Below are 26095 nucleotides of genomic sequence, written 5' to 3'. Positions count from 1 at the left end.
ATGTAAAAGTGCGGGCCTTTTTTTACGGGTCGATTACTGACAGTCCCATGGACCGGGCGGAAGTGCGCAAGCTGTCCGTCAGCACATTCTGACCCGGCGGTGGGGTTTCGGAACTGCGTGCCAACAGGGCGATATCGCGATTTGCATTGGCGATGGACAGCGGTCGCAATCGCACCTCGTCGCGGTAGATCCCCTGTCTGCGAGCATAAAGATCAGGCAGTACCGCAACACCAACACCCGAAGCCGCCATCAGAACAATGGAATCAAGCGTCGTGCCTTCATACTCATCCGAAACAACCCCACCGCATTCCGCCGCCAATGCATAGACGATGCGCGACAGGCGGTGGCTTTGATCCAGGGTAAGGAAAATCCGGTTCTGAAGATCGGTGGCACTGACACCCTGCAAATCCCGCGCCAGAACGTCATCAACGGCAACCGCGACCCAAAGAGGTTCGTTGAACAACCGGTGTTGCACGGTATTCGGATGGTCTTCGGGCGTGGACAATATCAGATCAAATCGACCGGATTTCAGACCCTGTTCCAGATCCAGTGTGTTTTCCTCGCGCACCGCAATGCGCAATCCGGGGCGAATCCGGTGCACCTGTTTGATGGCTTGCGGCAACAGATAAGGCCCGATCGAAGGCAAAACCCCCAGTCGCAACCTTCCTCCGACGGGCATATCGTTCGACATGGCGTGGCGCAGGTCCTTGACCTCTGCCAGGATCTTCTGTGCGCGCAAGATGAACTCTTCTCCCTTCGCCGTCACCTGGATACCACCACGGTTACGCTCAAAGATCCGAACGCCAAGTTCTTGTTCTACAGTCGCAATTTGCGTCGACAGGCTGGGCTGGCTGACATTCAGCACCTCGGCAGCCAAACTGAATCGCCCAAGGCGACTGACCGTAACGATGTATTCCAACTGCCGCAATGTCGGGCGCATTTCATAGCCTGAAACTATATATAACTTAGAAAGATAGTATTTGGCGAAATCAGTTTTGCAAGGCACCTAACCCGAAAACGAGGGATCAGGAGTCAATTATGCCCGGAGTGATCGAGACACTGTCCAGCAACCTGCTGGTGCCGACCATACTGTTTTTTGCCCTTGGGCTTCTGGCGGCCTTTGTACGCAGTGACCTGTCCATTCCTGCGGGCGCGGCCAAGTTCATGTCGCTTTACCTGCTGCTGGCCATCGGGTTCAAAGGCGGTGCCAGTCTGGCCGCGCATGGCATTCACCTGCAACTGTTCCTGACGCTGCTGGGCGGTGTCGCCTTGTCCTTTACCATCCCCTTCGTGGCCTTTGGCCTGCTCAGGGTGATGACACGGCTGGATGCGCTGAACGCGGCGGCGGTGGCAGGGCACTATGGTTCGATCTCGATCGTAACCTTTGTTACAGCCACTAGCCTGCTGGATCTGGTGGGGCTGACCCATGACGGATTCATGGTGGCCGTTGCGGCTGCGATGGAGGTGCCCGCAATCCTGTCGGCGCTTTGGTTGGCGCACAAGACCGGAAGCAATGGCGTCAAGGATGACAAACTGTGGCGCGATCTGCTGGCCAACGGCTCGATCGTTCTGCTTACCGGTGCCTTCCTGATCGGAGCCATCACCGGTGGTGAAGGCATGCAGATGATCGCGCCCTTCATCGTGACGCCTTTCACCGGAATCCTGTGCCTGTTTCTGCTGGATATGGGCCTGTCGGCAGGGCGCAGCCTGATCAGCAACCGAGACAAGCTGTCGGTTGGCCTGTTCGCCTTTGGTGTCTTGATGCCCCTGATCGGCGCATTTATGGCCTGGGCGGTAGGTGCCGTGATCGGCTTGCCACAGGGCAGCTTGTTCCTGTTCATGGTGCTGTCAGCCTCGGCTTCGTATATCGCGGTTCCCGCCGCGATGAAGATCGCCCTTCCAAAGGCCGAGGCCGGGATCTATCTGACCTTGTCGCTGGGGGTGTCGTTTCCGTTCAACATCACCGTCGGATTGCCGCTGTACCTGTGGTGGGTCAGTTGACCAGCAATACGGCTTCGACCCGACGGTTCAGATCGCGCCCTTCCGGGGTTGCATTCGATGTGAGCGGAGACAGATAGCCAACGCCCTGTGCTTCGATCCGGTCGGGTGCCACGCCATGCGCATCGATCAGGCGGGTTCGCACCGCCTCGGCCCGGCTTTTGCTGACCGCAATATTTGCCTGCAAGGCACCGGTATCATCAGTGTGCCCCACCAACGCCAGGCGTGTGTTCGGGTTGTCGGTCAAGTATTCGGCCAGCAAGGTCAGCGAGTCAAACGGCCCTTCGCCCAGGGCAACCTCGCCCGTCGGAAAATGCAGGTCATCCAGGATCACGTGGCCTGTTGTGGCCAAGGCCTCCAGCAATCCGACCGGGCCTTCCACGGCTTGCTCGACCACCACAGGGTCCGGGTCCGGCGCGTCCTGGGGTGTGACCCGGATCATCTGAACATAGCCATCCGGGGGATTGCGGCTGACCAGCAGGCTGAGGGCAACCGGCCCCTTGGTGGCCGACAAAAACCGGTAATCCTGAATGGCGACATACATGTCCGGGGTTGGCACGACCTCGGTGCCAAAGCGGAAGTCGAAACCACCGCAAACCCGCGCGTCGCATTCGAACAGGATCTTGTAGCCCTGCGCCTCGATCTGGTCCCGCAACGGTGCCAGCAGCTGCAATGTCGTGCTCGACCCCGCCTGAAGCCGCCACGTATAGCGTTCCACGCGCCCTTCGCGCGTTTCTGCGGGAACCGAGCCATTTGCATAAGGCCCCGTCGGCAGGTCATAGCTGTCCAGCGGCGATGTTCGGTCGCTGATCTGTCGGGCACTGGCCGGCAGGGTCAGGTCCTGCGCGGCAACAGGTCCTGTCATCAGCAGGGCAACAAGGGCGGCGGCGCGGATCATCGAAACTGTGCGTGATATTCTTCGTTGGGCACCATCGCCGTCGCGCTGGCGACCCGGTTTGACATGTTGAAAAACCCGGCGACATTGGCAATGTCCCAGATGTCGCGGTCGGAAAAGCCTGCATCGCGCAGGTGCTGGCGGTCGGGCTCTTCGATCTCGGCGCTGGCGGTGGTCATCTTTGCGGCAAAGTCCAGCATCGCCCGTTGACGCGGCTCCAGCGGGGCGACGCGATAGTTCATCACCAGCATTTCGCCCAGTTGCGGATTGCCCGAAAGCTGACGCACCGCCGCCCCATGGGCGACGAGACAGTAGAAGCATTTGTTGATTGACGAGACGACGACCGCGATCATCTCGCGTTCCAGTTTGGTCAGCCCGCTGTCAGCCAGCATCAGGTCGTTATACATCGCGGTGAAGGCGTTCAGCTTGTCGATGTCGAATGCGTTGGCTTTCAGCACGTTCGGCACCATGCCCAGTTTTTCGACACAGATATCAAAGTATTTCTGCGTTTCCGGCGGCAGCGGATCGACCATGGGCAGGTTCAGCGCGGTAGGCATGTCTTTTTGTGTCACGGCGGCCTCTTCGGTTCAGACAAGATGACGGTAATGGTATTCGCCCGCGATCTCCATCCCGAGGGCACGATAAAGACCGTTGGCGCCCGCATTGGCCTTGGTGCAGATCACGCTGAGGTTCCGCGCACCGTGATCACGCGCCCAGAATGCGGCCGCGCGCATGGTCCAGTGGCCCAGCCCCTGACGACGGTGTTCGGGCAACACTTCCAGCGCGTGGACCATCGCGGTGTCTGCATGCATCGCCACAAAAGCCACGCCGCTGGGTTTGTCGTTGTGACGCAGCAAAAATCCTGTCTTGGGGCCCTTGGCACGTTCCATAACCGCGATCCGCTCAGGTCCGATCCCACCCGAGGCCCAGATTTCTCGCATGATCTCAAGCGGTTCCCAGATCGAAAACACCATGACCGGTGGGATCGGCTGATCGATCAGCCGAGAGACGGGGCAGACATATATGTTGACCGGGTCAAGAATGTCGTATCCCCGCTGGGCCAGCATTGCATCCAGGGCTTCATCCCCGGGCCGCAGGCAGAAGATGCGTTTTTGCCCCATGGACAACATCGCGGCCTCGGCGGCGTCGATGTCGTCTTCATTGGCCGGGCCCAATGCACTGGCCGCTGATACGCGCGACCCTCCGCCCTGCCCCTCACGCAGCAGAAACGGGCCAAGCCGCTGATAGCGTGCGGCGGGCCATGTTCCGTCGACTATTTCCGCCCAGTTATTGCTCAAAGCTCTAGCTCTTTCGCCAGGCGGGTGGTGGCTGCGTCGATCCGGCCCCCGTCGGTGCCGCGCACGACCACATTGGCCCCGAAGGCACCGTTGATCTGAAACGGGTAGCACCCGATGGACAGGTCGCTGAAATCTTCGGCCAAGGCTGCCAAGGTTGCGGCGATATCACCTTCTCCGCGGTCCACACGCAGAGTTTGCGACAGCAAAGGGCGGCCTCCGGTCAATGTTGGCAAAACGCTCGCCACCATCGCTTGGAAAACCGACGGCACACCTGCCATGACATGCACATTCGCAAGCGTGAACCCGGGCGCCGTCGAAACCGGATTTTCGATCAGCGTCGCACCGTCCGGAATACGCGCCATGCGCAGGCGGGCGGCATTCAGTTCCAGCCCGGATTTGTCGTAATGGGCCTGCAAAAGCGCGCGCGCGTCATCGCGCACATCAATGGGTGTGTCGAAAGCGCGGGCAATGCAATCGGCCGTGATATCGTCATGGGTCGGGCCGATGCCGCCGCTGGTGAAGACGTTGTCATAAGCGTCGGACAGCGCTTTGACGGCCGCTTCGATGGCAGGGGCGTCATCGCTGACAATGCGGACCTCTTTCAGGTCGATGCCGTGTTTGGTCAGTTCCTGCGCCAGAAAATGCATATTCGCGTCGCGGGTGCGACCCGACAGGATTTCATCCCCGATCACCAGCATCGCTGCGGTTGGATTGGCCATGGCGCTGTCCCCTCTTGATCGTTCTCAGGGGCAGGTATAGGCCCTGAACCATGCGATTTGAAACCCCTCTTGTCCCCGCCCGGCTGATCCGCCGCTACAAACGCTTTCTGGCCGATTGCAGGCTTGAGGACGGGAGTGAGGTAACGGCCCATTGCGCCAATCCGGGATCGATGATGGGGCTGGCCGAGCCCGGCGAAAAGATTTGGCTGGAGCCCAACGACGATCCAAAGAAAAAGCTGAAATTCGGATGGCGGCTGGTGGACCACGAGAACGGGCATTTTACCGGCGTCGATACCTCGGTTCCGAACCAGGCGCTGCGGGCCGCTTTGGAAGCCGGTGAGATTCCCGAACTGGCCGCCTATGGCACCGTCCGGCCCGAGGTGAAATACGGCGGCAACAGCCGTATCGATTTCCTGCTAACGGGGGCGGGCCTACCGGATGCCTATGTCGAGGTGAAAAGCGTCACTCTGTCACGCCAGCCCGGACTGGCCGAGTTTCCCGACAGCGTCACAGCCCGTGGCACCAAGCATCTGGGCGAGTTGGCCGCAATGGCGTCACAAGGGCATCGCGCGATCATGCTGTATCTGGTTCAGCGAACCGATTGCGACCGGTTTGCTTTGGCGGCCGATATTGATCCGGCCTATGCGGCGGCGTTTGAGGCGGCGCAGGCGCAAGGGGTGGAACGGATCGTTTGCGGGACGCGGATAACGCCGTCGGGGGTTTGGGTGCAGACTGAAATGAGGATTTTGGCCGGCTGAGTCAGTCCGCAACGACAGCATCAACCTCAATCTCGACCAGCCACTCGGGATTCACAAATCGTTCGATGGCCATGATAGTATCTACAGGGCGAGCATCGAGACAATACAGCTTTCGGGCTTCGATCGCCTGTTTCCAGTTTTCGATTTCGGTCAGGATGACACGCGTTCTGACAATATCGTGCAGCCCTGACCCGGCACGCTCAAGCGCATCTTTGATGATTTCGAAACATTGTCTGGTTTGCAGATAGACATCGCCGACACCCACAGTGTTGCCCTCAGCATCGACTGGTGCGGTTCCCCCGACCGCGATGAAGTTCCCGACCCGAACCGCTCGGCTGAACCCAACGATGCTTTCCATGGGGTTTCCGTTAGAGATCAATTCTCGTTTCTGTGACATGCATCCGGTTCCCTGATTTTCTCAAGAAAAAGTGCAATCATTAGATACTGATCCGCCTGCCGTGAAAAGTGTCCAAGCCAGTAGCCGTACGGATTGCAGTCGAGGCGGTGGGGTCCGAGATGCTGCAATGCAGCCCCTACTCTTGAATCCTGAGCCAACGGAACCAAGTTTCCCGCATGGTTTACGCAGTCTGAACGCGCGCCCTCTGGTACTTTCTGCACAAGCAGCGTAAAAGGAATGCTGCGCGCAACATTTGGAGCTTAGCGTCGATGAAAGAGCATCGTGGCCGCCTGACCAAGGACGGCATTCGCATCTATGAACAAGGTGACTTTGCCGGGATGCACGCGGCAGGGGCGCTGGCTGCGCGGATTCTGGATGACATTGCCGAACATGTGTTTCCCGGTCAAACCACCGGCGCACTTGACGGGCTGATCACGCAGATGGTCGAAGACGCCGGTGCGACCTCGGCCACCATCGGTTATAAAGGCTATCAGCACGCCAGCTGCATAAGCGTGAACCACGTGGTCTGCCACGGTATTCCCGGTGAGAAAAAGCTGAAGGACGGCGATATCCTGAATATCGACGTCACCGTCATCGTCGATGGCTGGTTTGGCGACACCTCGCGCATGTATGTGGCGGGCAAGCTGCCGCGCAAGGCGGAACGGCTGATCCAGGTGACCCATGACGCACTGTTCAAGGGCATCGAGATGGTCAAGCCGGGCAATACCTTTGGTGACATCGGCCATGCCATCCAGTCCTATGTCGAAGCACATCGGATGAGCGTCGTGCGCGATTTCTGCGGCCATGGTCTGGGTCGCGTGTTTCACGCGCCACCGAACGTGCTGCACTATGGCCGCCCGGGCACCGGTGCCGTTCTGGAAGAGGGTATGTTCTTTACCATCGAACCTATGGTCAATCTGGGTCGCCCCGAAACCAAGACCCTGGCCGATGACTGGACAGCCGTAACCCGCGACAAATCGCTGTCGGCACAGTTCGAACATTCGGTGGGCGTCACCTCGGATGGGGTCGATATCTTTACCCTGTCACCCGCTGGCAAGTTTCACCCGACCTATTCCTCTTGATCCGCGGCCTGTTCGCGGAGGAGTTTCAGCAGCATCGTTTCATCCGCCCACGGCGTGACCGCGTCGTGGATGAAGACCGGCGCGCGCATGGGTTTGCGCTCGGGGCCGGTTGAGGCTTCGCTGTCGCTTGAAAAGGTCCAGGCAAAAGGTGTCAGGGTGCGGTCCATGCGTGCACATTAGCACGACCGCGGGTCAAAGTCCCAACAACCCATGCGCCTGTGACATGTCCGTGATCACCTCGGCCCCCAGATCCGCCAGCTTTCCACCGCCTCCATGAGGCGCATAAGCAAGGCAACGCATGCCGGCGCGGATCGCCGCCGTGACACCACTGTGACTGTCCTCGATCACCACCGGAGCCGTCGCGCCAAAATGCTCGGCGGCCAGGCGGAACATCTTTGGGTCCGGCTTTCCGGTGCCCAGCACGTGGGCCGAGAACATCACGTCTTTGAAACGGTCCCAAAGCCCGTTCTGACCCAGAGTGATCTTCATCTTGTCCGGGCTGCCATTCGACGCGACGCAACAGGGGATACCCTTTTGATCCAGCCCCGCAAGCAGGTCTGCGATACCGGGGACCAATGGCACACCTGCGCGCAGGCGGTCGTAGGTTTCGGCATAGACCTGATCTATCCAGTCTTCGGGCAGAACGGCACCCATCGCGCGGGCCTTGTCCCGCACACCCACCATGGTTCCGCCCACGAACAGGGACATGCATTCTCGCAGTGCCAGTTGCAGGCCATGATGCGCCAGATTGTCCACCAGCACCTGGTTCGAGATCACCTCGCTGTCCACCAGAACGCCGTCGCAATCGAAAATGACAAGATCGTGCATATGGAATTCCTGCTGTGCCTCGCGCTCGACCTATCCAAGCTGTCCCGTCATTGCAAACACAGGCCGCTGGCCAAACCGCGCGGAACGTCTCAGCCTGGTACACCTTTCCACATCAAGGAAATATGCGTGTCGCCATATTTGCGACTGTCTTGCAATGTGAACCCGACCGGCGCCTGCATCGGGGCGTTTTCTTCCCAAACCAACAATGCATCATCCGCGATCCAGCCATTGGCCAAGGCGGCGACGGCCTTCTGCCCCATGGATTTCCCGTAGGGCGGGTCCAGAAAAACCAGATCGTAAGGCGCGCCGGGATTGTCGCCCAACCGGGTCGCATCGCGGCGGACCAAGTCGGTACGGTCGGCGCTGCGGGTCAGGTCGATATTCTTGCGTATCAACCCCTGAGCCACCCGCCCGTCATCGACGAAGGTGACATGCGACGCCCCCCGCGACAGCGCCTCGAGCCCCAGCGCACCGGTTCCCGCGAACAGATCCAGCACCCGCAAACCGTCAAAATCGATCTGGTGGTTGAGCACATTGAACAGGCTTTCACGCACGCGGTCGGTGGTGGGGCGCAGATGCGCGCCCGCATCACCCTTGCCGACCGAGGCGAGGGCGCGGCCCCGGAATTCTCCGGCTATGATCCTCACGCCTTGAGCAGCGGTTTCAGGTCCGCGTTCGGGTCTGCCACGACTTCGGGATCAGCGGTTTTGCCCATTTCGATCAATCGCTTGCCGACCATGTATGCCCGCGGATCATTCATCGCGTCCACAGCAATCAGCCTGTCGCCTTTGTAATACCAGAAGGAGACGGTCTGACCCTCGCCCTTGCGGGTCACCACGCGGTCATATCCGGTGTTCAGGCCCGCGATCTGAAGCTTGACGTCGTACTGGTCCGACCAGAACCATGGGGTTGCCACATAATCCTTGGCCGCACCCAGCATGTTCTGCGACACGATTTCGGCCTGGTCGATCGCGTTGGGGACGCTTTCCAGACGGATACGCCCTTCGCCATGGGGGAAAGAGGCGCAATCGCCGGCCGCCCAGATCGACGGATCAGACGTGCGACCATGGGCATCGGTTTTGATGCCGTTATCCAGTTCGAGCCCTGCCATCTCGGCCAGTTGGGTAGAGGGGGTGATGCCCACACCGACCACCACGAAATCAACGTCCAGCGTCGTGCCGTCCGTCAACACGGCCCCCACAACCCAGCCATTTTCGCCGATCAGACGATCCAGCCCGACACCTTCGCGGATGTCGGCACCGTATTCGCTGTGCAACGCGCGGAAATACGCGCTGGTTTCTGGCGCAGCGACCCGTTGCAGGATGCGGTCGGCCATCTCGACCAAGGTGACCTTGACGCCGCGTTTCGCGCAGACGGCGGCGGCCTCGAGCCCGATGTAACCGCCGCCCACAATCAACGCGCGGGCGCCTTCGGTCACTTTGGGTTCCATCTCATCAATATGGGCCAGGTCGCGCACCACGTGCACGCCGTCCAGATCGCCTCCGATGGCGGCAGGCAGGCGGCGCGGATCTGACCCGGTAGTCAGCGCAAGTTCGTCATACGGGATGACTTCATCCCCAACAGTGACCGTTTTGGCCTTGGGGTCGATGCCGGTCACGCGCTGGCCAAGCCGCAGAGTGATGTTGTTTTCGGCATAGAAGCTTTCGGGTCGCAGGAACAGGCGCTCCAGCTCCATCTCTCCAAGAAGATAAGCCTTGGACAAAGGCGGGCGCTGATACGGCAGATGCGGCTCGGCCCCGATCAGAGTAATCTCTCCGTCGAACCCGTCCTTGCGCAGCCGCGCCACCAAGGACGCTCCTGCCTGACCCGCGCCAATCACGACAATATGGCTCATGCTTTGCCCACCCTGCAGTTTTCCCGTGGTCTCTCTGATTTGACCACCTATATTGCGGCTTAGCCCAATTCTGCAAATCCAAACGACAGGAGCTGAAAAATGATTTCAACAGGAGACACTCTGCCCGAAGCCACACTGATCCAGATGGGGGCCGACGGGCCGGAGGAAGTTCGGATTTCAGACAAGACCAAAGGGCGCAAGGTTGTCATCTTCGCTGTGCCCGGCGCCTATACCGGCACATGCACCACCGCACATGTGCCAAGCTTCATTCGCACCAAAAAGCAGTTCGACGACAAGGGCGTGGACGAGATCATGTGCCTGTCGGTCAACGACCCGTTCGTCATGCAGGCTTGGGGTGAATCCACCGGCGCGACCGCGGCCGGACTGACCATGGTTTCAGACGCGGCCTCAGAATTCACCAAAGCCATCGGCATGGATTTCGACGCCCCGCCCGTTGGCCTGTTCGCACGCTCGAAACGGTATGCGATGCTGGTCGAGGACGGCAAGATCACGGCCCTGAACCTGGAAGATAACCCCGGTGCCTGCGGGATCTCGGCGGGCGAAGGTCTGCTGGAGGTGATCTGAATTTGGGCGGCCCCGGTCTGTCCGGGGCCGCGTGAACCCAATTTTACTTGAAGCACTGCCTCAATGCGCGAATACTCGTCGCACAAAATTGGGGAGATTTTTATGAAACTTAAGGTGTTTTCATCCATCCTGACCGGCGCAGCGCTTTTGGCAGCCTGCGGTCCGGCCCCAACCCCGCAACAGCAAGCCGCACGACAGCACGAGATTGCCTGCCTCAGCGGCACACTGGGCGGCGCCTTGATCGGCGGTGCAATCGGCAACCAGTTCGGCGGCGGATCGGGCAAGACGATCCTGACCGCAGCCGGTGCTGCCGCCGGTGGCATTGAAGGCCAAAGATTTGCATGCTGAGGAGATTGGACATGAAACGGGCGATTTTTGTATTCACAGCTGCATTCCTGGCCTCGGCCACCAATGCCGAAACCGTGGCCGAGCTGCATGAAAAAGAATTGAATGCCATCGACGCAAACAATGACGGGTTCCTGTCCAAAGACGAGTTCGACGCTTTTTCGGACTATGCGTTTCAGGCCATGGACGAAGACAAGAACGGCACACTGGGTCAGGCCGAGGCCAAGCCGTTTCTGGACATAAAGCAGTTCCAGAATGTTGACCGCAACAAGGACAGCTTTATCTCAAGATCGGAATATGATGCACAGATGAATGAAGATTTCGGCGCGGCAGACCAGAACGGCAATGGTCAACTGGACTAAGCCCGCTTGAAGGAGCTTGCTATGAAGAAATGGATCGGAATGGGTGCTTTGGCACTGGCCGCGGCCTGTGACGTTCCGCAAGCTCCCGTGGTGACGGGGCCGGACGGACAGGTCCGCATCCAGATCAATTCGTCTGGCCTGACCTGCTATGAAAACCGGTGTCTGGATATCAACCCAGCGGCGCGCAGCGTGCGCCAGATCGGGAACAAGACCACTGGCATTCCACGGTCCATCGATGTCAGCGATGGCACCGTCACACCTGCGGAATTCAAGCAGATGGGCACGGCTGCGTCGCTTGCCGGTGGCCAGGGGTCAGGCAACGACCGCTAGCACAGGCTGTCCATCTTTCGGGCCAGCTTGGCGTCCAGTGACGACAGGCCACCTACGTCATGGGTGGACAGAACCACCTCAACCGTGCGGTAGACGTTGGACCATTCTGGATGATGGTTCCATTTCTCGGCCCAGATCGCCACTTGCGTCATCCAGCCAAATGCGTGCACGAAGTTGTCGAAAATGAAGGTCTTGGTGATCGCGTCGCGGCCTTCGACCATGGTCCAGCCGTTTTTGAACAGCGGATCCAGCAGCGGGCCACGGGTCTCGGCGGACAAAAGTTCAGTCATTGCTGTTCCTCCGGGTTCGATTTCCTGAACGGGCCGTAATCCGTCAGAATCTCGATCTCTTCTCCCACTGCGCGGCCTTCGGCGTCCAGATATTTTTTGACGGCATCGGCAAAACCCGGATCGACGACCCAGTGCAAGCTATGCGTGCGCGTCGGCAAATAGCCCCGCGCCAGCTTGTGTTCGCCCTGAGCGCCCGCTTCCACCCGGGCCAGACCGTGGGCAATGGCAAAATCTATCGCCCTATAGTAGCACAGTTCGAAATGCAGGCAGGCATGATGTTCGATGCAGCCCCAATACCGCCCAAAAAGCGTTTCACGACCTATGAAGTTCAGCGCACCCGCAATGGCGCGACCATCCCGTTCAGCCAAAATCAGGGCCATGTCATTCGCCATCGTCTCTTGTGCGATGTCAAAAAACCGGCGCGTCAGATAGGGTGAGCCCCATTTTCGCGCCCCGGTGTCCTGATAGAACCGCCAAAACGCATCCCAGTGTTCCGGGCGCAGGTCATCGCCCGTCAACGTGCGGATTTCACCGCCAAAGCCATTGGCCTGCGCCCGTTCCTTGCGGATGTTTTTGCGCTTGCGTGAGGACAAGGCCGCAAGGAAATCATCGAATTCGGCGTAGCCATCATTCAGCCAGTGAAACTGTTGCGAGCTGCGAAGCATCAGCCCCATCTGCTCACCGGCCAATGCCTCGGCTTCCGTACAGAAGGTCACGTGAACCGAAGAAACCTGATTGTCGGCCGCCAGTTGAACGGCACCCTGCACCAAAGCCGACATTCCGATCCTGTCATAGCCCGGGCGCACCAGAAACCGCCGCCCGGTGGCGGGTGTGAACGGCACCGCAATTTGCAACTTGGGATAATATCGCCCGCCTGCGCTTTCATAGGCATGGGCCCAGCTGTGGTCAAAGATGTATTCGCCCTGGCTGTGCGATTTGGCATACATCGGGGCCGCTGCGATCAGGATCCCGTCAAGAAAGGCCGTCAGGTACTGCGGTTGCCAACCCGTACCGCGCCCGACCGAGCCGCTCTCCTCCAGCGCCAGCAAAAAACGATGCGTGGTGAAGGGATCAAGGGGCCGCCCACCATCGGCGGCCTCGGGGCAGGCGCAGGCATCCCACTCGGCCGCTGAAATCCGCGACAGAGACCCAATGACCTGAACTTCGATTTGGGCCTGATCCATGTTTCCTCCGCACCAGCCCTTTATCTGTGACCGAAGCGGCAAGGTTCAAGCTGAATGCGCAGCCAGATACCCTTCGAAGGTCACATTGTCGGCAACCATGCGGGCCTCTGCCTCTTGTTCGGGCGTTCGGACAGTCCAGCACAGGATCGGCACGCCCTGCGCCTTCAGTTCGGCCACGCGCGGGCGGGAAAGATCTTCCGCCTCGTGGCTGATGAAACCGGCCCCGACACGGTCAAAATCAGGAATATCGCGCAGGGTGTCGCAGACGTCTTGCGGCAGAAGCTCGACACTGGGCTCATAGGCGCAAGTCGTGATGCCGCGCGGCAGATGCGGGGCCAGTCGCGCCAGTTCCGCAACCGAGTTTGGATTGAAGGACATCAGGGCCACCGGGCCGTCATAGCCCTGCAATGCGCGCACGGTGTCGTGCTCGAGGGCACCGATATTCATACCCATAACGCCGTCCTGATCCTTCAGCTCGATCAGAAGCGGCACCCGGCCTGCGACCATATCCAGCACCTCATCAAGCGTTGGAATGCCGTCATCACCATACAGAAGGGTGAATTCGGACGCCGCCGCCGCCGACACCTGCCGGATCGGCCCGGGCTGGCCGGTCAGACGCCCCATGTCGTAATCATGGAATACGACGGCACGATCATCAGATGTCAGCTGAAGGTCGATCTCGATCCCGTATCCGGCATCGATTGCGGCACGAATGGCCGCCCGGCTGTTTTCCGGGCGGTTGTTCGAGACGTCATGCAGCGCCCGATGAGCAATCGGGGCCTGCAAAAACGCAGCTGGCAGGGGCGGTATCATTCGATCTCGAAAATGCCTTCTATCTCGACCGCCACGCCCAAAGGCAGCGACGCGGCACTTACGGCAGAGCGCGAGTGGCGACCGGCGTCGCCCAGCGCTTCGACCAGAAAGTCGGATGCGCCGTTGATCACTTGCGGCTGCGCAGTGAAATCTGCGGTCGAGTTCACGAAACCGGTCAGCTTGATGACACGCACCAGTTTGTCGATATCTCCGCCACAGGCCGCCTTGACCTGCGCCAGCAGATTGATCGCGCAGACCCGCGCCGCTGCGGCTCCGGCCTCGACATCCATGTCATCGCCCAGCTTGCCGGTGATCAACTCGTCTGATTTCGATATCTGGCCGGAGACGTACACGATATTGCCCACACGTACATACGGCACATAATTTGCCGCTGGCGCGGGTGCGTCGCCCAGCGTGACACCGAGGCTTTCCAATTTTGCAGCGATGCTCATTGAGAGGGTCCTTCCCTGATTGACTCTGCCGGACGCTAACCGGGAAGCACATCCGTGGAAAGACGGAATGCGGCAAATTCCGGCTTGCATGCGATCTGAGCATATCTTTACTTATTATGACTTGCAGATGCTCAATTGCTTTACCCGGACCTGACGAACAGGTTAAACGCTAGGTGTTTCATTTGAGACCTGAAACGACTATGTGACAAGAACTTGTGCCTTACCGGCGTGTTAGTATTGGTGAATTGTGATTGTTGGCCCGACAGAACGGATGTCGGGCATTTGGGAGAAGCAAAGATCGTGTCGAGCAGATTTTGCCTGAAACACCTGGTTGTCCTGTCACTCATGGCCATTCTGTCCGCCTGTGCAACGACACCGCCCGAGGGCGCCGCACGCAGCGACGTGTTCGACCCTTACGAAAACGCGAACCGGGGAATTCACAAGTTCAATCTGGGCGTTGACCGGTTTCTGTTTCGACCTGCGTCGAAAGGGTACGTGAAGATCGTTCCTGATCCCATGGTCACCAGTTTCAGCACATTCGCCGAAAACATCTCGCTGCCCGGACAAGCGGTCGACTACCTGCTTCAGGGCAACCCGAAACAGATGGGTAATGCGCTGCTGCGCTTTGTGATCAACATGACCGTGGGCGGCTTTGGCCTGTCCGCGCCCGCAGATGAGCTGAACCTGCCTCCCGTCGATACTGATTTTGGTGAGACCCTGCACGTCTGGGGGGTCGGTGAAGGGGCTTATGTTGAACTGCCTTTCTATGGCCCGTCGACCCAAAGGGATGCCATCGGGGTCGTGATCAACCTGTTCTCGAATCCGATCAATTTTACCCCGGTCCGGCCCGCCGACAATCTGGGCGTTTATGCCGAAGTCGTTCGCCGCATGGGCGATCGTGGGCGGTTCTCGGACACCGTGGACTCGATTCTGTATGAAAGCGCAGACAGTTATGCGCAGGCCCGCCTGATCTATCTGCAAAATCGCCGCTTCGAACTGGCAAGAGATGACGAAGACGCCTATCTGGATTTGTATTCTGACCCCTATGCAGAAACCGGTACAGACCCGGTCAGGGACCCCTATTTAGACCCCTACGAGGACCCCTATGCTGAATAACGAGTTGAACCGCCGTAACTTTGTCGCAGCTGGTCTTGCTTTGGCCGTCTTGCCCAAATCTGCGTTTGCCCAAACCGAGGCATCAGCCAAGGCACTGGTCAACAGTGTGGTCAACGACATCAACAGGGTTATCGATTCGGGAAAGTCAGAGAATGCGATGCTGCGAGATTTCGAGAAGATCTTTGTGCAATATGCCGACGTCCCGATCATGGCGCGTTATGCCCTCGGTGCCGATGCCCGCACGGCCACCCCATCCCAGTTGAAGCAATTCACCAAGGCGTTTCAGGGCTATATTTCCCGCAAATATGGTCGCCGCTTCCGCGAGTTCATCGGCGGTGAGGTCAACGTGCGCAATGCCCGCAAGATCAAGGCCGGATATGAAGTGCGCACGATGGTCAAGCTGCGCGGCTCGGCGCCGTTTGATGTGACGTTCCTTGTTTCGGACAAGTCGGGGCGTGAAAAATTCTACAACATGTTCATCGAAGGCGTGAATCTGCTGCTGACCGAACGCACCGAAATCGGCGCGATGCTGGATGCCCGCAAAGGCAACCTGGACCAGTTGATCAAAGACCTGAAAAAGACGGGCTGATCCGTTTCACTTGCGGCCGGACATTGAATTACGCCTTTAACAACAGTGGGACAGAGGCGCCTGACCGCCTGTTTTTTCAGCGCGCTGCGGCTACATGTCGAGGTCACGGCATGTAACTGCGCACCAATGCGCCCGCAATCAGAGCCCACCCGTCGGCGATCACAAAAAACGCCAGCTTGAATGGCAAGGATACGATGGCCGGAGGCACCATCATCATGCCCATCGACATCAATACAGCGGCCACGACAAGATCGATGATCAGAAACGGCAGGAAAATCAGAAACCCGATCTGAAACGCCCGTGCGATTTCCGACAGCATGAAGGACGGCATCAAGACCGACAATGGCGCTTGTGCGGACAACTCCATAGCCTCACCACCGGGGCGCAAAGCCGCCATGGCATAGAACGTGTCCGCATCCAGTCGGGCCGCCATGAAGGCGCGGAACGGCTCCAACGCGCGCTCCAACGCTGGTTCCACTTCCATCGTCTCTTCCATCATCGGTCGTATCCCTGTCGCCCATGCTTCTGAAAACACCGGGTCCATGATGAAATAGGTCAGGAACAACGCCAGGCTGACCAACAGCATATTGGGCGGCGATTGTTGCAGGCCGATCCCTTGCCGCAGGATCGACAGAACGGTGATCAGGAAGGGAAAGCAGGTGATCATGATCGCCAGCCCCGGAGCGATGCTCAGGACTGTGATCAGCAGAATCAGCTGGATTGTCCGGGCGGAAATCGACCCGCCCTCGCCCAGGGACAAGGTCAAATCCCGGGCAGCGGCCAGTGAGGGCGTCAACACGGCCACCAAAGCCAGGCAGATTACATAGCGCATCAACCGATTCCGTTGTGCAAATCCGCAATCTCGGTCAAGCGCACTGCAAGTTGCCCTGCCTGATCGCCGTCCATTTCTTCCAACAGCCCGCGCGCCACCAACTGATCCCCAACATAGAGGTCAACCGGATCTTCGATCCGTTTGTCCAGGGTCAGCACGGCATTCTCTCCCATGTTCAACAGGTCCTTGATCAATGGGCGCGCACGACCAACGGAAACGGTCACTTCAATCGGGACCGAGTCGAATGGGTTGGGTTTTTCAGATTTCGGGATCTGGGTGTCATTCATTGGACAAAGCCTCTCTTGTCTCAAAGACATAAGCGTCAAAGGTCTGTTCGATGGCGGCGAGCAAAGCGGTGCAATCAACCTCACGTCGGCTCGTGCCGACCTGAAGGCGGGCCTGACCCGGCTCCAGGTCCGAGTGTTCGATCACCTGAGGAGTGGAATGCAGATCTTGAGGCAACAGCGCTGCGACACTCTCGGCACATCCCGGCGGCACCAAAATCTGCATCGGCTGCTCTATCCGCGAACGCGCCATTTCACAGAGTTGCTCCACAATGCGGGCTGCCAGGCCGCGCTCGGCCATCTCAGGCAGTACGGTCTGAACCAGGCTGGTGAACATGGGCTCCAACGACAGGGTCATGCGGGCGATGGCTTCGTGATAGGTGAAAGACATATCCTCAAGCGACCTTGCCAATTCAGCCGAAATCTGGCCGCGGCTTTGCTCCTGCGCCCGCGAGGCATCTTCCCAACCGGCCCCATACCCGTCTTCGAAGGCAGCGAGCCGTTGTTCTTCCAGCGTGTCCTCATTCAAGATCAGAACAGGCCCCGTACCGGTCTGGGTGGTGAAATCCTCAAGAAGATGGGCAATCGACATCACACCCGCTCCTCACCTTCTTCAAGCCAACTGCGCAGGATCTCGACGGTTTCTTCCTGCTTGTCACCGATCATGGCGCGCAGCCGGTCGACAGGATCCTCCGTGACGTTCGAGCTGAGAGCCGGAACACCACGCTCTGCCGGCAGGGTCGAGAGCTCTGCCGGTTCCTCCGTTGCGATTTCACCTGTCAGCGCCAGAGTATCCGAATCCGCCCCTCCTGCCGCCGCCAGCAGCGCCGGTGTCGGTGTTGCATTCGTCAGGATCGGGCGGATCACGAACAGGGCCAGCACGAGCGAAACCAAAGCCAGCACAGCCATCTGTATCAAGGACATGACGTCCAGATGGATGTTCTGCCAGAGCGACGACGATACCAGGGTGCCCTGTGGTTCGACCGACGGCAAATCCATGGATTTCAGAGTAATAACGTCCCCGCGCGCCGCATCGTACCCGACTGCCGACGCCACGAGCTCTTCCAGAGCGGCCAGTTCTTCCTGGGGCAACGGCGTGAAGACTTCCGCACCAGAGGCGTCCACCGATCTTTTCCCATTGACCAGAACTGCAACCGTCAGACGCTTGATCGCGCCGGGAGCCTTGTGAACTTCCAGCTCTGTCTCGGAGACTTCGTAGTTCACCCGCTCACGAGTCTGAGTGGCCGTCGAATTCGATTCGTCGCCACCCGCCGCATCGCCATCCGGCAGGTTCGACGCCACGGTGACATCCGATGACTGGTTTCGGGCGCTGTCCGAACGTTCTTCGACATCCGTGCTGATCGCCACGCGGCCTTTGGGGTCAAAGCGCCGCTCGCGAATGGATTCCGTCTTGGTTTCGGTGTCCACACTGACCTCGACCACGGCATTGCCTGTACCGACACGCGCCTCGACCAGACGCAGAACACGTTCCCGCAACTGGCGCGACTTGTCGTCCGCAGTGTCCGCGGGCGCTGCGGTATCCTGCCCGCCAATCACGGCCCCGTGCGAATCAACCACCGTAACGTTCTCGGGCGTCAGGCCGCTGACGGCCGAGGCAACAAGGAACCGGATGGCCTTGGCCTGATCCCCGGTATTTTCGGTCCCGGATGGCACGAGGTAAACCGAAGCCGTTGGTGACACGCTGCGCTGAAACGGGTTTGCCGTCCCGTTGGCAATATGGACGCGCGCCTGACTTATATGCGGGCTTCCGACAATCGTCCGCGCCAGTTCACCCTCTTTCGCGCGCCAATAGGCAGCATCGAACATCTGAGAGGTGGTGCCAAACCCGCTTAGCGAATCAAGCAGTTCGTACCCTTTGTTGCCGTTTGCGGGCAGGCCTTCGCTGGCCAGGGTCATTCGCAGCTCGTCGCGCTGCGCGCCGGATACGTAGATCGATCCACCCCGGATTTCATATGTGACGCCGCGCTGGTCCAGCGCGCGTACTATTTCCCCGGCGGCACCGCTTTCCAGACCCGCATAAAGCAGCGTCATGGACGGAGCCGTCACGAGGCGCGACATGCCAAGGATTCCCAGAAACACCAGCGCAACCGCACCGGCGACGATGATTTGTTTACGCCTGTCCAAATTAGCCCAGACAGTTCCGATCTGCTGCACGCTCACCTCCGACTCGCCGGCATTCTGCCCGACGCACTCTCTGTTTGGACGATTGCTCTTAACAATCGGTTAGTCCCTGCGCGGTTATGACGGGGTCGGAACTGATGAATGAGGACGTCATGACTGACGCAACCGACGAACTGGCGGAACCCACCGGGAAAAAAGGGAAAAAGGGAATGCTGATCGGGATGCTTCTTGCCATCGCCGGCGCTGCGGGCGGGTATTTCCTGACGTCATCCGGATTGATTCCGCTGGGTGGCAAGGCCGCGGTTGAGGCCGGCAAGGACGAGGCGAAAGAGGAACCTGCCAAAGCGCTGGCGGATGCCGGTTTCATTGATCTGCCGCCGGTTGTTGTATCGGTGAATTCCGGCAATTCGCGACATTTGAAGTTCCACGCTCAGCTCGAAGTTAACGCGCCGTACATAGCTGATGTGAAAAAAATGCAGCCACGAATCATGGATGTCCTGAACGGATACCTGCGAGCTGTTGAATTGAAGGACCTTGAGGATTCGCTGGCATTGACGCGCATCCGAGGTCACCTGCTGCGACGCATTGGAGTTGTTGTTGGCGAAGGGCGCGTTCGCGATGTGCTGGTGATGGAATTTGTACTGAATTAGGAGGCGGAATTGGAGCTGATTGCGGATATTTTGCTGGTCGCCGGTGCGTTGGGCGCGGGTCTTTATTGTTTTGTGCTGTCGCGCCGCCTCAGGCGGTTCACCGATCTTGAAAAAGGCGTCGGTGGCGCGGTGGCCGTGTTGTCGACCCAGGCGGAAGAGCTGAAGAAATCCCTGGACAGCGCGCGAAATGCCTCGGATCAATCGGGGGATCAGCTGAAGGCGCTGACGCAAAGGGCTGAGACCGTGGCTCAGCACCTAGAGCTGATGATGGCATCTCTGCATGATGTCATACCCGAAGAAGAAACTGCTGCCCCGGAAACGGCAAAGCCTGTCCAAGACGATCCCCAGCCTGAAGAGGAACAGGGCACCAAGCACGAGAAAGCAGCGGAACCGGCCGAAACTGGTGCGCGTGAAGAGCAACCCAAGGCGCCAGAGGGCCTGATGTTCTTCCGCCATGACCGCAAGCAAAACGGGGCGCAGGCATGAGCCTGGCGCGCAACGCCAAACACGATACACGCCCGCGCGGCGGTGTGCTTGCTGTCATCTCATTGCTGATGATCGGCTCGGCAGCCATTCGCGTTGGCTTGGAGGCAGGACCCGCGCTCGCCAAACCGGCGACACCCGAAGTCGTGGAAAACAAGCCTGCCGCATCCGAAACACGCGATGTTCAGGTTGTGCTGGCAGAGCTTTTGCGCCGGGAGGAACGCGTCAAACAGCGAGAGGCTGAATTGCGCGATCAGGAAAAAGCACTGGAGATCGCCACCCAGGCCGTTGAAACGCGTCTGACGGCCCTGAAGGAAGCAGAAGATGCCCTGCGCGCCACATTGGCGGTCGCGGACAAGGCGGCAGAGAACGATCTGGCGCGCCTGACGGATGTTTACCAGAACATGAAACCCAAGGACGCAGCCGCGTTGTTTGAAACCATGGACCCGACCTTTGCCGCAGGGTTCCTGTCCCGCATGCCGGCGGATGCAGCGGCTGGCGTGCTGGCGGGCCTGAGCCCCGAAGCGGCCTATACGATCAGCGTTGTCATGGCCGGGCGCAACGCCTCGGCCCCACAGGAGTAGTCGCCCGTGTTGCCCGGTAACGCACAGAACTCATCTGGAGATCTCAAATGATTGGAATTGTTGGAATTGTTGTCATCTTCGTAATGGTCTTCGGCGGCTATCTCGCGGCAGGTGGCAAGATGACCATCATCCTGAAATCTCTTCCCTTCGAAATGATGATGATCGGCGGCGCCGCCGTCGGAGCCTTTCTGATCAGCAACGACATGGGCGGCGTGAAACATACGATCAAAGACATGGGCAAGGTGTTCAAAGGCCCGAAATGGAAGCCCGAAGACTATCGTGACCTTCTGTGCCTTCTGTTTTCGTTGATCCGCATTGCCCGCGCCAACCCTGTTGAGGTCGAGCAGCATATAGAGGACCCAGAAAACTCCAGCTTGTTTTCCGCATACCCCAAGATCCAATCAGACAAGGAGGCCGTCGACCTGATTTGTGACACCATGCGGTCGGCAGCGATGAATTATGACGATCCGCACCAGGTTGAAGAGGTTCTGGAGAAGCGCATGGAGGCGAATTTTCATCACGCCATGCACTCAAGCCATGCGCTTCAAACAGTGGCAGACGGCCTGCCCGCGCTGGGGATCGTTGCTGCGGTTCTGGGCGTGATCAAGACGATGGGATCAATCGATCAGCCGCCCGAAGTGCTGGGGAAGCTGATTGGGGGTGCCCTGGTAGGCACGTTCCTGGGCGTTTTTCTGTCCTATGGTCTGGTCGGCCCCTTCGCAGGCAAACTGAAAGCTGTCGTTGAAGAAGACAACCACTTTTATCAGCTGATCAAGGAAGTACTGGTGGCCAACCTGCACAACCACAATGCTGCCATGTGCATTGAAGTCGGACGCCAGAACACCCCAACCCATAACCGCCCGGGCTTTTCCGAGCTGGAAGACGCATTGAAAGAGCTCAAGCAGGCTGCGGCATGAAGCGCATCGGGTTTCTGATTGCTGTTTTGGTCATGGCTGCATCTGCCGTGACTGCACAGGACGTGGTGGTGCGATCCGGTGAGCATGACGGATTCACACGTCTGGTTTTCGACGTGCCACCGGATACCCGCTGGGTGCTGGCGCAACGGAAGAACGGCGCCAGCCTTACCATTGCCCTGGACGATGTCACATTCAAAACCAGCTCGGTTTTTGGGCGTTTGACCACGAACCGCCTGGCCTCATTGTCGCAGGAAAACCCCGGCAGCGCTTTGGAGCTGGAGTTCGGGTGCGACTGCGTGGCGTCGGCGTTTCTGTACAGAAACTCGATGATCGTACTGGACATCGCGCCAGGGGAATTGTTGCCGCCGCTTCTTGAGAATGTACCGCCACCCTTGATCGGAAAAACGGCCGAAGGCAAACCGCCATCGGTTGAGACAGGGTTGCATCTTCCGCTCCTCACCATGACTGAGCAGGGGATAAAAGACCAGCTGTCCACTCGTCTTCTGCAAGGGACCGATCGCAAGTTGCTGGATTTGAAGCTTGCTCCTGTCGGGCCACGCAATACCGCCCCGTCCGGTACAAGCGTTGTGCCGCCCCGATTGCGTTCGAACGTACGTCTGACCACGGTTCTGGACGATTTGCAGAATGTATTGAACGCAGAACTGCAACCAATTGACCACAGACCGGCCTGCATCTCGACTGCTGAGATGAATTTTGCGTCCTGGTCAGGGGACACGCCTTTTCCGGACCAGGTATCAGCTCTCCGCTCTGGGCTGTACAAAGAGTTTGACAAACTTGACGGCGAAAAGGCCATGAACCTGGCCAAGCTCTACGCCTCTTTCGGTTTCGGAGCCGAAGCGTTGAGTGTCTTTAGGCTGTTGGAGACGCCGCCAGAGGGCTTCGAACCCGTTGCGGCAATTGCGCGGGTTGTAGATAACCGGCCGCCGCTGCCCAGGAATCCATTCAACGACCTGCAACGATGTGACAGCGATGCCGCGCTTTGGGCTGTGTTGTCCGAAGGGGAACTGGCACCTGACGCAAACGTGGAAGCAATCGAAAACGCGTATTCAAGACTGCCAGATCATCTTCGCCGCCAGCTGGGGCCGCGGTTATCAAAATTACTGGTGAGCGCACAACAACTGGAGGCTGCCCGCAGAATCCTTCGTTCGGTTGACCGGATTGAACCGGAAACGATATCCAGTGTCGCTCAGGCCAAAGCCAGCGTTGCCAAGGCGGAAGGGGACAGTGACCGTGAAGAAGAGTTGTTGACCGAGGTTATAACCTCTACCGACGCCGCCGCTGAATCTCCGCTGGCTTTGGCGCGCCTGGTGGAAAAACGTTGGTCTGAACGCAAAGCTGTTTCTTCTCAGGAGCTTGATCTGGCGGCATCTTATGCGGTCGAGTTCAGACGATCGGAGCTGGGCGCGATGATGAACCGCACCTATGCGATCGCTCTGAGCCTGAGCCAGGAATTCGACCGCGCATTTGACGTGATCGAAGCGCAGCCACCCGGACCCGATAGTGACGGCGCGATCAATCGGCATCTGCAATTGCTTGCCGAGAGATCGGACGACGCAACCTTTCTACGCCAGACGATGGAGGTAATGCAGCTAGACATGACGGCAGTGTTGACAACCGATACTGCAATTGCATTGGCAAGCCGTCTTGCTGATCTGGGCTTTGCTCAGCAGACATTCGCGCTGGCGAACAAACCGGAAGATCAGTCTCGGCGCTCGGATCGGGCTCGGTTGCGGGCTCGGGCCGCTTTGCTGTCGGGGCGCCCTCATCAAGCCCTGCTGGAACTGGCTGATGACAATTCCGAAGAGGCGATCGCCTTGCGCGCGCAGGCGATGGTTTCAACAGAAGATTTTGCAGCCGCGGGCGATATGCTCCGAGATCTCGAACAAAACGAAGCGGCAAACCGGTACTTCTGGCTGGCCGGAGTATCGGAAGAAAGGTTGGAACCTGCGGGCGGGAAATACGCGGCATTGAATCAAATGACCCAAGCCTTGTCTGACCTGCCGGAGCGGTTGGCGGAAAAGCCGCTGGCGGATGCGGAAAACCTGTTGAAGGACAGCCAGTCGGCCCGCCAGCGGATCGATGAGATGTTGAACGCAGTTGGGGTAAAATGACGTATATCGCGACTGTTCCGGCCGCACCCGGCAAAGTGAACGCCGATCCCGGTATTCCCTGCGATGCGTTTCAACCGCTGGCAAACCGGCGACGTTGCTTCAAAGCGGGTCCAATCCTAACGCCCGATCAGGCGGGGATGCAAAAAAAGCTCCAACTTCTTTCAAGGATGTTGTGTTCCAGACATGACACAGAAAAACAGGCCGCCGAATTTCAGGCCACGTTCCTCAACCAAAAAGGTCACGACGGCTGACCGCCCGTAAAGCAACCGGTGCCGTGGAATTTGCGGCAGATGCGTGAAAACGAGACGCCACATCCGAAATACGGCGGTCAAAGTTCCGCGCCTTCAATGAGTTCCGTGGTCAGAAAAATCGCGGACGTGTCTCCTCATCAAACCTGGCCATCCGGCTTGGGATGGCAACGTCTTTGGACACAAATTCTGCAAGCCCGCCTTTTCCGACACGCTGACAGGCATCGGTATTGCCAGTGCAGTATTGCACGCCACTGGCTGGCGTTTCCTAAGCTCCCGGTGCCGGGCACCGGGAGCTGAGACGTCAAAAACAGCGGACAACCGTCCTTGATTCAGTACGGAGCCTCAACATCATTCATCGAGACATAGACGGTTTTCATTTCCGAGAAATGGTTGACCGCCAGTTTCGAGTTCTCGCGCCCGACACCGGACATCTTCGATCCACCAAACGGCGCTTCGACCGGGGCAAGGTTGTAGGTGTTGATATAGCAAGTGCCAGCTTCGAATCCGGCCACGATTCGATGCGCCCGGGTCAGATCATTCGTGAAGACACCTGCGGCCAGACCGAACTCGGTGTCATTGGCGCGGGCCATCACCTCTTCCTCGGTCTCGAAATCCAGCACCGACATGACGGGGCCAAAGATTTCTTCGCGCGCGATGGTCATGTTGTCCGTGACGTCAGCAAAAACCGTGGGTTGCACAAAATAGCCGTCTCTTTCGATCCGTTCACCGCCATAAACCAATCTTGCGCCTTCGGCTTTGCCCTTTTCGATATAGCCTAGGGTGATGTTCATCTGGTTCTCGCTGACCATCGGGCCAAAGCTGACGTCCTCGTCCATTGGATCGCCGATTTTCGCGTGCGCCAGACGTTCCGACAGGCGTTTCAGGAATGCCTCTTTGATACCTTTCTGAACGAAGACGCGGGTGCCGTTGGAACAAACCTGGCCCGAAGAGTAGAAATTGCCCAGGATCGCACCTGAAACAGCGTTTTCGATGTCGGCGTCGTCAAAGACGATCATCGGGGATTTGCCGCCAAGTTCCATGGTCACATGCTTCATGCCATCCGCCGCAGCAGCATAGACCTTGCGGCCCGTCGGCACAGAACCTGTCAAAGAGACCTTGGCCACGCGCGGATCAGAGACCAGCGAAGCACCGACATCACCGTACCCCTGGATCACGTTGTAGACGCCCTTGGGCGCGCCGGCCTCGACAAGAATTTCGGCGACTTTCAATGCCGAAAGGGGCGTGGTTTCCGAAGGTTTGAATACCATCGTGTTACCGCAGGCAAGTGCAGGGGCACCTTTCCAGCAGGCGATCTGCGTGGGGTAATTCCAGGCGCCGATCCCGACGCAAACGCCCAGCGCCTCGCGGATGGTATAGACGAAATCACCCCCGCCCAGCGGAATATGCTCGCCAGTCAGAGAGGCGGCCAATCCACCAAAATACTCCAGCGCATCGGCCCCCGAGGTGGCATCGGCCACGGTGGTTTCCTGAATCGGTTTGCCGGTATCATGGGTTTCCAGAACGGACAGGTCGTAATTGCGTTCGCGCATGATATCAGAGGCGCGGCGCAGGATGCGGCCACGTTCCGTCCCGGACAGGGCCGCCCATGCTGCCTGAGCGTTTTTTGCACTGTTTAGAGCCTGTTCTACGATCGCCGGCGTCGCCGAATGCAACCGTGCAATCACTTCGCCTGTAGCGGGATAGATCACTTCGATGGCCGCGCCGTTTGTATCTTCGACATATTCGCCGTCAATGAAATGGCTGGCCCGGGGCTGAAACTTCATACCGTGTCCTTTTCTTTCGCACCCGTCAGGACGGGACAAATGGTCAGTCGAAAATCGGCCTATCGGTTATTGATTGACCAGTCAATAAAATCATCAAAGGGGCGGTTTCACGCCTGCCAAACCCCGCAAACCTTGAAATT

At 58.7% G+C, this 26095-nt stretch carries 34 protein-coding genes; 15 read left to right on the top strand and 19 right to left on the bottom strand.

Annotated elements, in window-relative coordinates; all coding sequences use genetic code 11:
• Positions 1 to 22: 22 nt before the first annotated feature.
• Complete coding sequence (locus ACR0C6_RS15775) at positions 23 to 940, bottom strand: hydrogen peroxide-inducible genes activator (protein WP_171172024.1); 918 nt, start codon at positions 938 to 940, stop codon at positions 23 to 25.
• A gap of 98 nt (positions 941 to 1038) precedes the next feature.
• Here ACR0C6_RS15775 and ACR0C6_RS15770 point away from each other — a divergent pair, with 98 nt between their 5' ends.
• Positions 1039 to 2001: a sodium-dependent bicarbonate transport family permease gene (locus ACR0C6_RS15770; protein WP_171637331.1), complete on the top strand. Its 963-nt coding sequence runs from the start codon at positions 1039 to 1041 to the stop codon at positions 1999 to 2001.
• Here ACR0C6_RS15770 and ACR0C6_RS15765 read toward each other — a convergent pair.
• The 4 genes from ACR0C6_RS15765 to ACR0C6_RS15750 are packed head-to-tail and all read right to left on the bottom strand — an operon-like array spanning position 1994 to position 4910.
• Positions 1994 to 2863 carry an OmpA family protein gene (locus tag ACR0C6_RS15765; protein WP_480620123.1) on the bottom strand — a complete coding sequence of 290 codons (870 nt, stop codon included), beginning with the start codon at positions 2861 to 2863 and terminating at the stop codon, positions 1994 to 1996. The two genes, ACR0C6_RS15770 and ACR0C6_RS15765, sit on opposite strands and share 8 nt — an antisense overlap.
• A 29-nt stretch (positions 2864 to 2892) precedes the next feature.
• A complete protein-coding gene (locus tag ACR0C6_RS15760) occupies positions 2893 to 3450 on the bottom strand; it encodes a peroxidase-related enzyme (protein ID WP_480620191.1) in 558 nt (185 codons plus the stop codon).
• Positions 3451 to 3480: 30 nt separating this feature from the next.
• Positions 3481 to 4191, bottom strand: a complete 711-nt coding sequence (locus tag ACR0C6_RS15755; protein ID WP_480620121.1) for a GNAT family N-acetyltransferase — start codon at positions 4189 to 4191, stop codon at positions 3481 to 3483.
• Positions 4188 to 4910 (bottom strand): competence/damage-inducible protein A, encoded by a 723-nt coding sequence (locus ACR0C6_RS15750; protein WP_171117137.1) that lies wholly within the window; start codon positions 4908 to 4910, stop codon positions 4188 to 4190. The genes ACR0C6_RS15755 and ACR0C6_RS15750 overlap by 4 nt, the downstream gene beginning before the upstream one ends.
• A 50-nt stretch (positions 4911 to 4960) precedes the next feature.
• Between ACR0C6_RS15750 and sfsA the strand changes: the two genes are divergently transcribed.
• Positions 4961 to 5668: a DNA/RNA nuclease SfsA gene (sfsA, locus tag ACR0C6_RS15745; protein ID WP_480620119.1), complete on the top strand. Its 708-nt coding sequence runs from the start codon at positions 4961 to 4963 to the stop codon at positions 5666 to 5668.
• Position 5669: 1 nt separating this feature from the next.
• On the opposite strand, the gene ACR0C6_RS15740 is transcribed toward sfsA, so the two are convergent.
• Positions 5670 to 6065 (bottom strand): RidA family protein, encoded by a 396-nt coding sequence (locus tag ACR0C6_RS15740; protein WP_253283520.1) that lies wholly within the window; start codon positions 6063 to 6065, stop codon positions 5670 to 5672.
• Positions 6066 to 6334: 269 nt separating this feature from the next.
• On the opposite strand from ACR0C6_RS15740, the gene map reads away from it, so the two are divergent.
• Complete coding sequence (gene map / locus ACR0C6_RS15735; protein ID WP_152459408.1) at positions 6335 to 7147, top strand: type I methionyl aminopeptidase; 813 nt, start codon at positions 6335 to 6337, stop codon at positions 7145 to 7147.
• On the opposite strand, the gene ACR0C6_RS15730 is transcribed toward map, so the two are convergent.
• The 4 genes from ACR0C6_RS15730 to ACR0C6_RS15715 all read right to left on the bottom strand — a co-directional run bounded on the left by ACR0C6_RS15730 (position 7135) and on the right by ACR0C6_RS15715 (position 9830).
• Entirely contained in the window at positions 7135 to 7314 is a 180-nt protein-coding gene (locus ACR0C6_RS15730; RefSeq protein ID WP_480620117.1) for a hypothetical protein, read from the bottom strand. The genes map and ACR0C6_RS15730 overlap by 13 nt on opposite strands.
• A 25-nt stretch (positions 7315 to 7339) precedes the next feature.
• Positions 7340 to 7975, bottom strand: coding sequence for an HAD family hydrolase (locus ACR0C6_RS15725; protein WP_480620115.1), 636 nt, complete (start codon positions 7973 to 7975; stop codon positions 7340 to 7342).
• An 89-nt stretch (positions 7976 to 8064) separates the two neighbouring features.
• On the bottom strand, positions 8065 to 8622 hold the full coding sequence (gene rsmD, locus ACR0C6_RS15720; RefSeq protein WP_480620113.1) for a 16S rRNA (guanine(966)-N(2))-methyltransferase RsmD: 558 nt from the start codon (positions 8620 to 8622) through the stop codon (positions 8065 to 8067).
• Entirely contained in the window at positions 8619 to 9830 is a 1212-nt protein-coding gene (locus tag ACR0C6_RS15715) for an NAD(P)/FAD-dependent oxidoreductase (RefSeq protein WP_480620111.1), read from the bottom strand. The genes rsmD and ACR0C6_RS15715 overlap by 4 nt, the downstream gene beginning before the upstream one ends.
• Before the next feature lie 99 nt (positions 9831 to 9929).
• On the opposite strand from ACR0C6_RS15715, the gene ACR0C6_RS15710 reads away from it, so the two are divergent.
• The 4 genes from ACR0C6_RS15710 (at position 9930) to ACR0C6_RS15695 (ending at position 11452) form a co-directional block, all read left to right on the top strand.
• The gene (locus tag ACR0C6_RS15710) at positions 9930 to 10415 is read left to right on the top strand and encodes a peroxiredoxin (RefSeq protein ID WP_224858240.1); all 486 of its coding nucleotides are present in this window, start codon (positions 9930 to 9932) and stop codon (positions 10413 to 10415) included.
• Positions 10416 to 10517: 102 nt separating this feature from the next.
• Entirely contained in the window at positions 10518 to 10763 is a 246-nt protein-coding gene (locus ACR0C6_RS15705; protein WP_152459414.1) for a glycine zipper 2TM domain-containing protein, read from the top strand.
• Between the two features lie 11 nt (positions 10764 to 10774).
• Positions 10775 to 11122 carry an EF-hand domain-containing protein gene (locus ACR0C6_RS15700; RefSeq protein WP_170346724.1) on the top strand — a complete coding sequence of 116 codons (348 nt, stop codon included), beginning with the start codon at positions 10775 to 10777 and terminating at the stop codon, positions 11120 to 11122.
• A gap of 21 nt (positions 11123 to 11143) precedes the next feature.
• Entirely contained in the window at positions 11144 to 11452 is a 309-nt protein-coding gene (locus ACR0C6_RS15695) for a hypothetical protein (RefSeq protein ID WP_171117123.1), read from the top strand.
• Here the strand turns inward: ACR0C6_RS15695 and ACR0C6_RS15690 are convergent.
• From ACR0C6_RS15690 to ACR0C6_RS15675, 4 genes are read right to left on the bottom strand one after another with little or no spacing between them, the layout of a single operon-like run.
• Positions 11449 to 11742: a 4a-hydroxytetrahydrobiopterin dehydratase gene (locus tag ACR0C6_RS15690; RefSeq protein ID WP_152459417.1), complete on the bottom strand. Its 294-nt coding sequence runs from the start codon at positions 11740 to 11742 to the stop codon at positions 11449 to 11451. The two genes, ACR0C6_RS15695 and ACR0C6_RS15690, sit on opposite strands and share 4 nt — an antisense overlap.
• Positions 11739 to 12926 (bottom strand): GNAT family N-acetyltransferase, encoded by a 1188-nt coding sequence (locus tag ACR0C6_RS15685; RefSeq protein WP_480620108.1) that lies wholly within the window; start codon positions 12924 to 12926, stop codon positions 11739 to 11741. The genes ACR0C6_RS15690 and ACR0C6_RS15685 overlap by 4 nt, the downstream gene beginning before the upstream one ends.
• A gap of 45 nt (positions 12927 to 12971) precedes the next feature.
• Positions 12972 to 13739, bottom strand: a complete 768-nt coding sequence (locus tag ACR0C6_RS15680; protein WP_171665779.1) for a glycerophosphodiester phosphodiesterase family protein — start codon at positions 13737 to 13739, stop codon at positions 12972 to 12974.
• The gene (locus ACR0C6_RS15675; protein WP_152459420.1) at positions 13736 to 14191 is read right to left on the bottom strand and encodes a RidA family protein; all 456 of its coding nucleotides are present in this window, start codon (positions 14189 to 14191) and stop codon (positions 13736 to 13738) included. Before ACR0C6_RS15675 ends, ACR0C6_RS15680 begins: the two co-directional genes overlap by 4 nt.
• A gap of 345 nt (positions 14192 to 14536) precedes the next feature.
• Between ACR0C6_RS15675 and ACR0C6_RS15670 the strand changes: the two genes are divergently transcribed.
• The gene (locus ACR0C6_RS15670) at positions 14537 to 15307 is read left to right on the top strand and encodes an MlaA family lipoprotein (protein ID WP_171230055.1); all 771 of its coding nucleotides are present in this window, start codon (positions 14537 to 14539) and stop codon (positions 15305 to 15307) included.
• Entirely contained in the window at positions 15297 to 15896 is a 600-nt protein-coding gene (locus tag ACR0C6_RS15665) for an MlaC/ttg2D family ABC transporter substrate-binding protein (RefSeq protein WP_480620106.1), read from the top strand. Before ACR0C6_RS15670 ends, ACR0C6_RS15665 begins: the two co-directional genes overlap by 11 nt.
• A 103-nt stretch (positions 15897 to 15999) precedes the next feature.
• On the opposite strand, the gene fliP is transcribed toward ACR0C6_RS15665, so the two are convergent.
• From fliP to fliF, 4 genes are read right to left on the bottom strand one after another with little or no spacing between them, the layout of a single operon-like run.
• Positions 16000 to 16728, bottom strand: a complete 729-nt coding sequence (gene fliP, locus ACR0C6_RS15660; RefSeq protein WP_480620104.1) for a flagellar type III secretion system pore protein FliP — start codon at positions 16726 to 16728, stop codon at positions 16000 to 16002.
• The gene (locus tag ACR0C6_RS15655) at positions 16728 to 17015 is read right to left on the bottom strand and encodes a FliM/FliN family flagellar motor switch protein (RefSeq protein WP_171229950.1); all 288 of its coding nucleotides are present in this window, start codon (positions 17013 to 17015) and stop codon (positions 16728 to 16730) included. Before ACR0C6_RS15655 ends, fliP begins: the two co-directional genes overlap by 1 nt.
• Positions 17008 to 17604: a FliH/SctL family protein gene (locus ACR0C6_RS15650; RefSeq protein WP_480620102.1), complete on the bottom strand. Its 597-nt coding sequence runs from the start codon at positions 17602 to 17604 to the stop codon at positions 17008 to 17010. The genes ACR0C6_RS15655 and ACR0C6_RS15650 overlap by 8 nt, the downstream gene beginning before the upstream one ends.
• Positions 17604 to 19187, bottom strand: a complete 1584-nt coding sequence (fliF, locus tag ACR0C6_RS15645; RefSeq protein ID WP_480620100.1) for a flagellar basal-body MS-ring/collar protein FliF — start codon at positions 19185 to 19187, stop codon at positions 17604 to 17606. Before fliF ends, ACR0C6_RS15650 begins: the two co-directional genes overlap by 1 nt.
• 119 nt (positions 19188 to 19306) lie before the next feature.
• On the opposite strand from fliF, the gene ACR0C6_RS15640 reads away from it, so the two are divergent.
• Genes ACR0C6_RS15640 through ACR0C6_RS15615 form a run of 6 tightly spaced genes read left to right on the top strand, consistent with a single transcriptional unit; the run spans position 19307 to position 24171 of the window.
• The gene (locus ACR0C6_RS15640; RefSeq protein WP_480620098.1) at positions 19307 to 19804 is read left to right on the top strand and encodes a flagellar basal body-associated FliL family protein; all 498 of its coding nucleotides are present in this window, start codon (positions 19307 to 19309) and stop codon (positions 19802 to 19804) included.
• Between the two features lie 9 nt (positions 19805 to 19813).
• Positions 19814 to 20290, top strand: a complete 477-nt coding sequence (locus tag ACR0C6_RS15635; protein ID WP_171617047.1) for a hypothetical protein — start codon at positions 19814 to 19816, stop codon at positions 20288 to 20290.
• The gene (locus ACR0C6_RS15630) at positions 20287 to 20871 is read left to right on the top strand and encodes a MotE family protein (RefSeq protein WP_171617049.1); all 585 of its coding nucleotides are present in this window, start codon (positions 20287 to 20289) and stop codon (positions 20869 to 20871) included. Before ACR0C6_RS15635 ends, ACR0C6_RS15630 begins: the two co-directional genes overlap by 4 nt.
• Before the next feature lie 47 nt (positions 20872 to 20918).
• On the top strand, positions 20919 to 21788 hold the full coding sequence (motA, locus tag ACR0C6_RS15625; protein ID WP_480620096.1) for a flagellar motor stator protein MotA: 870 nt from the start codon (positions 20919 to 20921) through the stop codon (positions 21786 to 21788).
• Positions 21785 to 23920 (top strand): hypothetical protein, encoded by a 2136-nt coding sequence (locus tag ACR0C6_RS15620; protein WP_480620094.1) that lies wholly within the window; start codon positions 21785 to 21787, stop codon positions 23918 to 23920. The genes motA and ACR0C6_RS15620 overlap by 4 nt, the downstream gene beginning before the upstream one ends.
• Positions 23921 to 23955: 35 nt before the next feature.
• Complete coding sequence (locus tag ACR0C6_RS15615; RefSeq protein ID WP_480620092.1) at positions 23956 to 24171, top strand: hypothetical protein; 216 nt, start codon at positions 23956 to 23958, stop codon at positions 24169 to 24171.
• A 329-nt stretch (positions 24172 to 24500) separates the two neighbouring features.
• Here the strand turns inward: ACR0C6_RS15615 and betB are convergent, their stop codons facing one another.
• Complete coding sequence (betB, locus tag ACR0C6_RS15610; protein ID WP_480446658.1) at positions 24501 to 25955, bottom strand: betaine-aldehyde dehydrogenase; 1455 nt, start codon at positions 25953 to 25955, stop codon at positions 24501 to 24503.
• Positions 25956 to 26095: the final 140 nt, after the last annotated feature.

The organism is Ruegeria sp. AL12 (assembly GCF_056540885.1).
The sequence above is the reverse complement of the archived record's forward strand: the minus strand, read 5'-3'. Positions and strand labels throughout refer to the sequence as shown.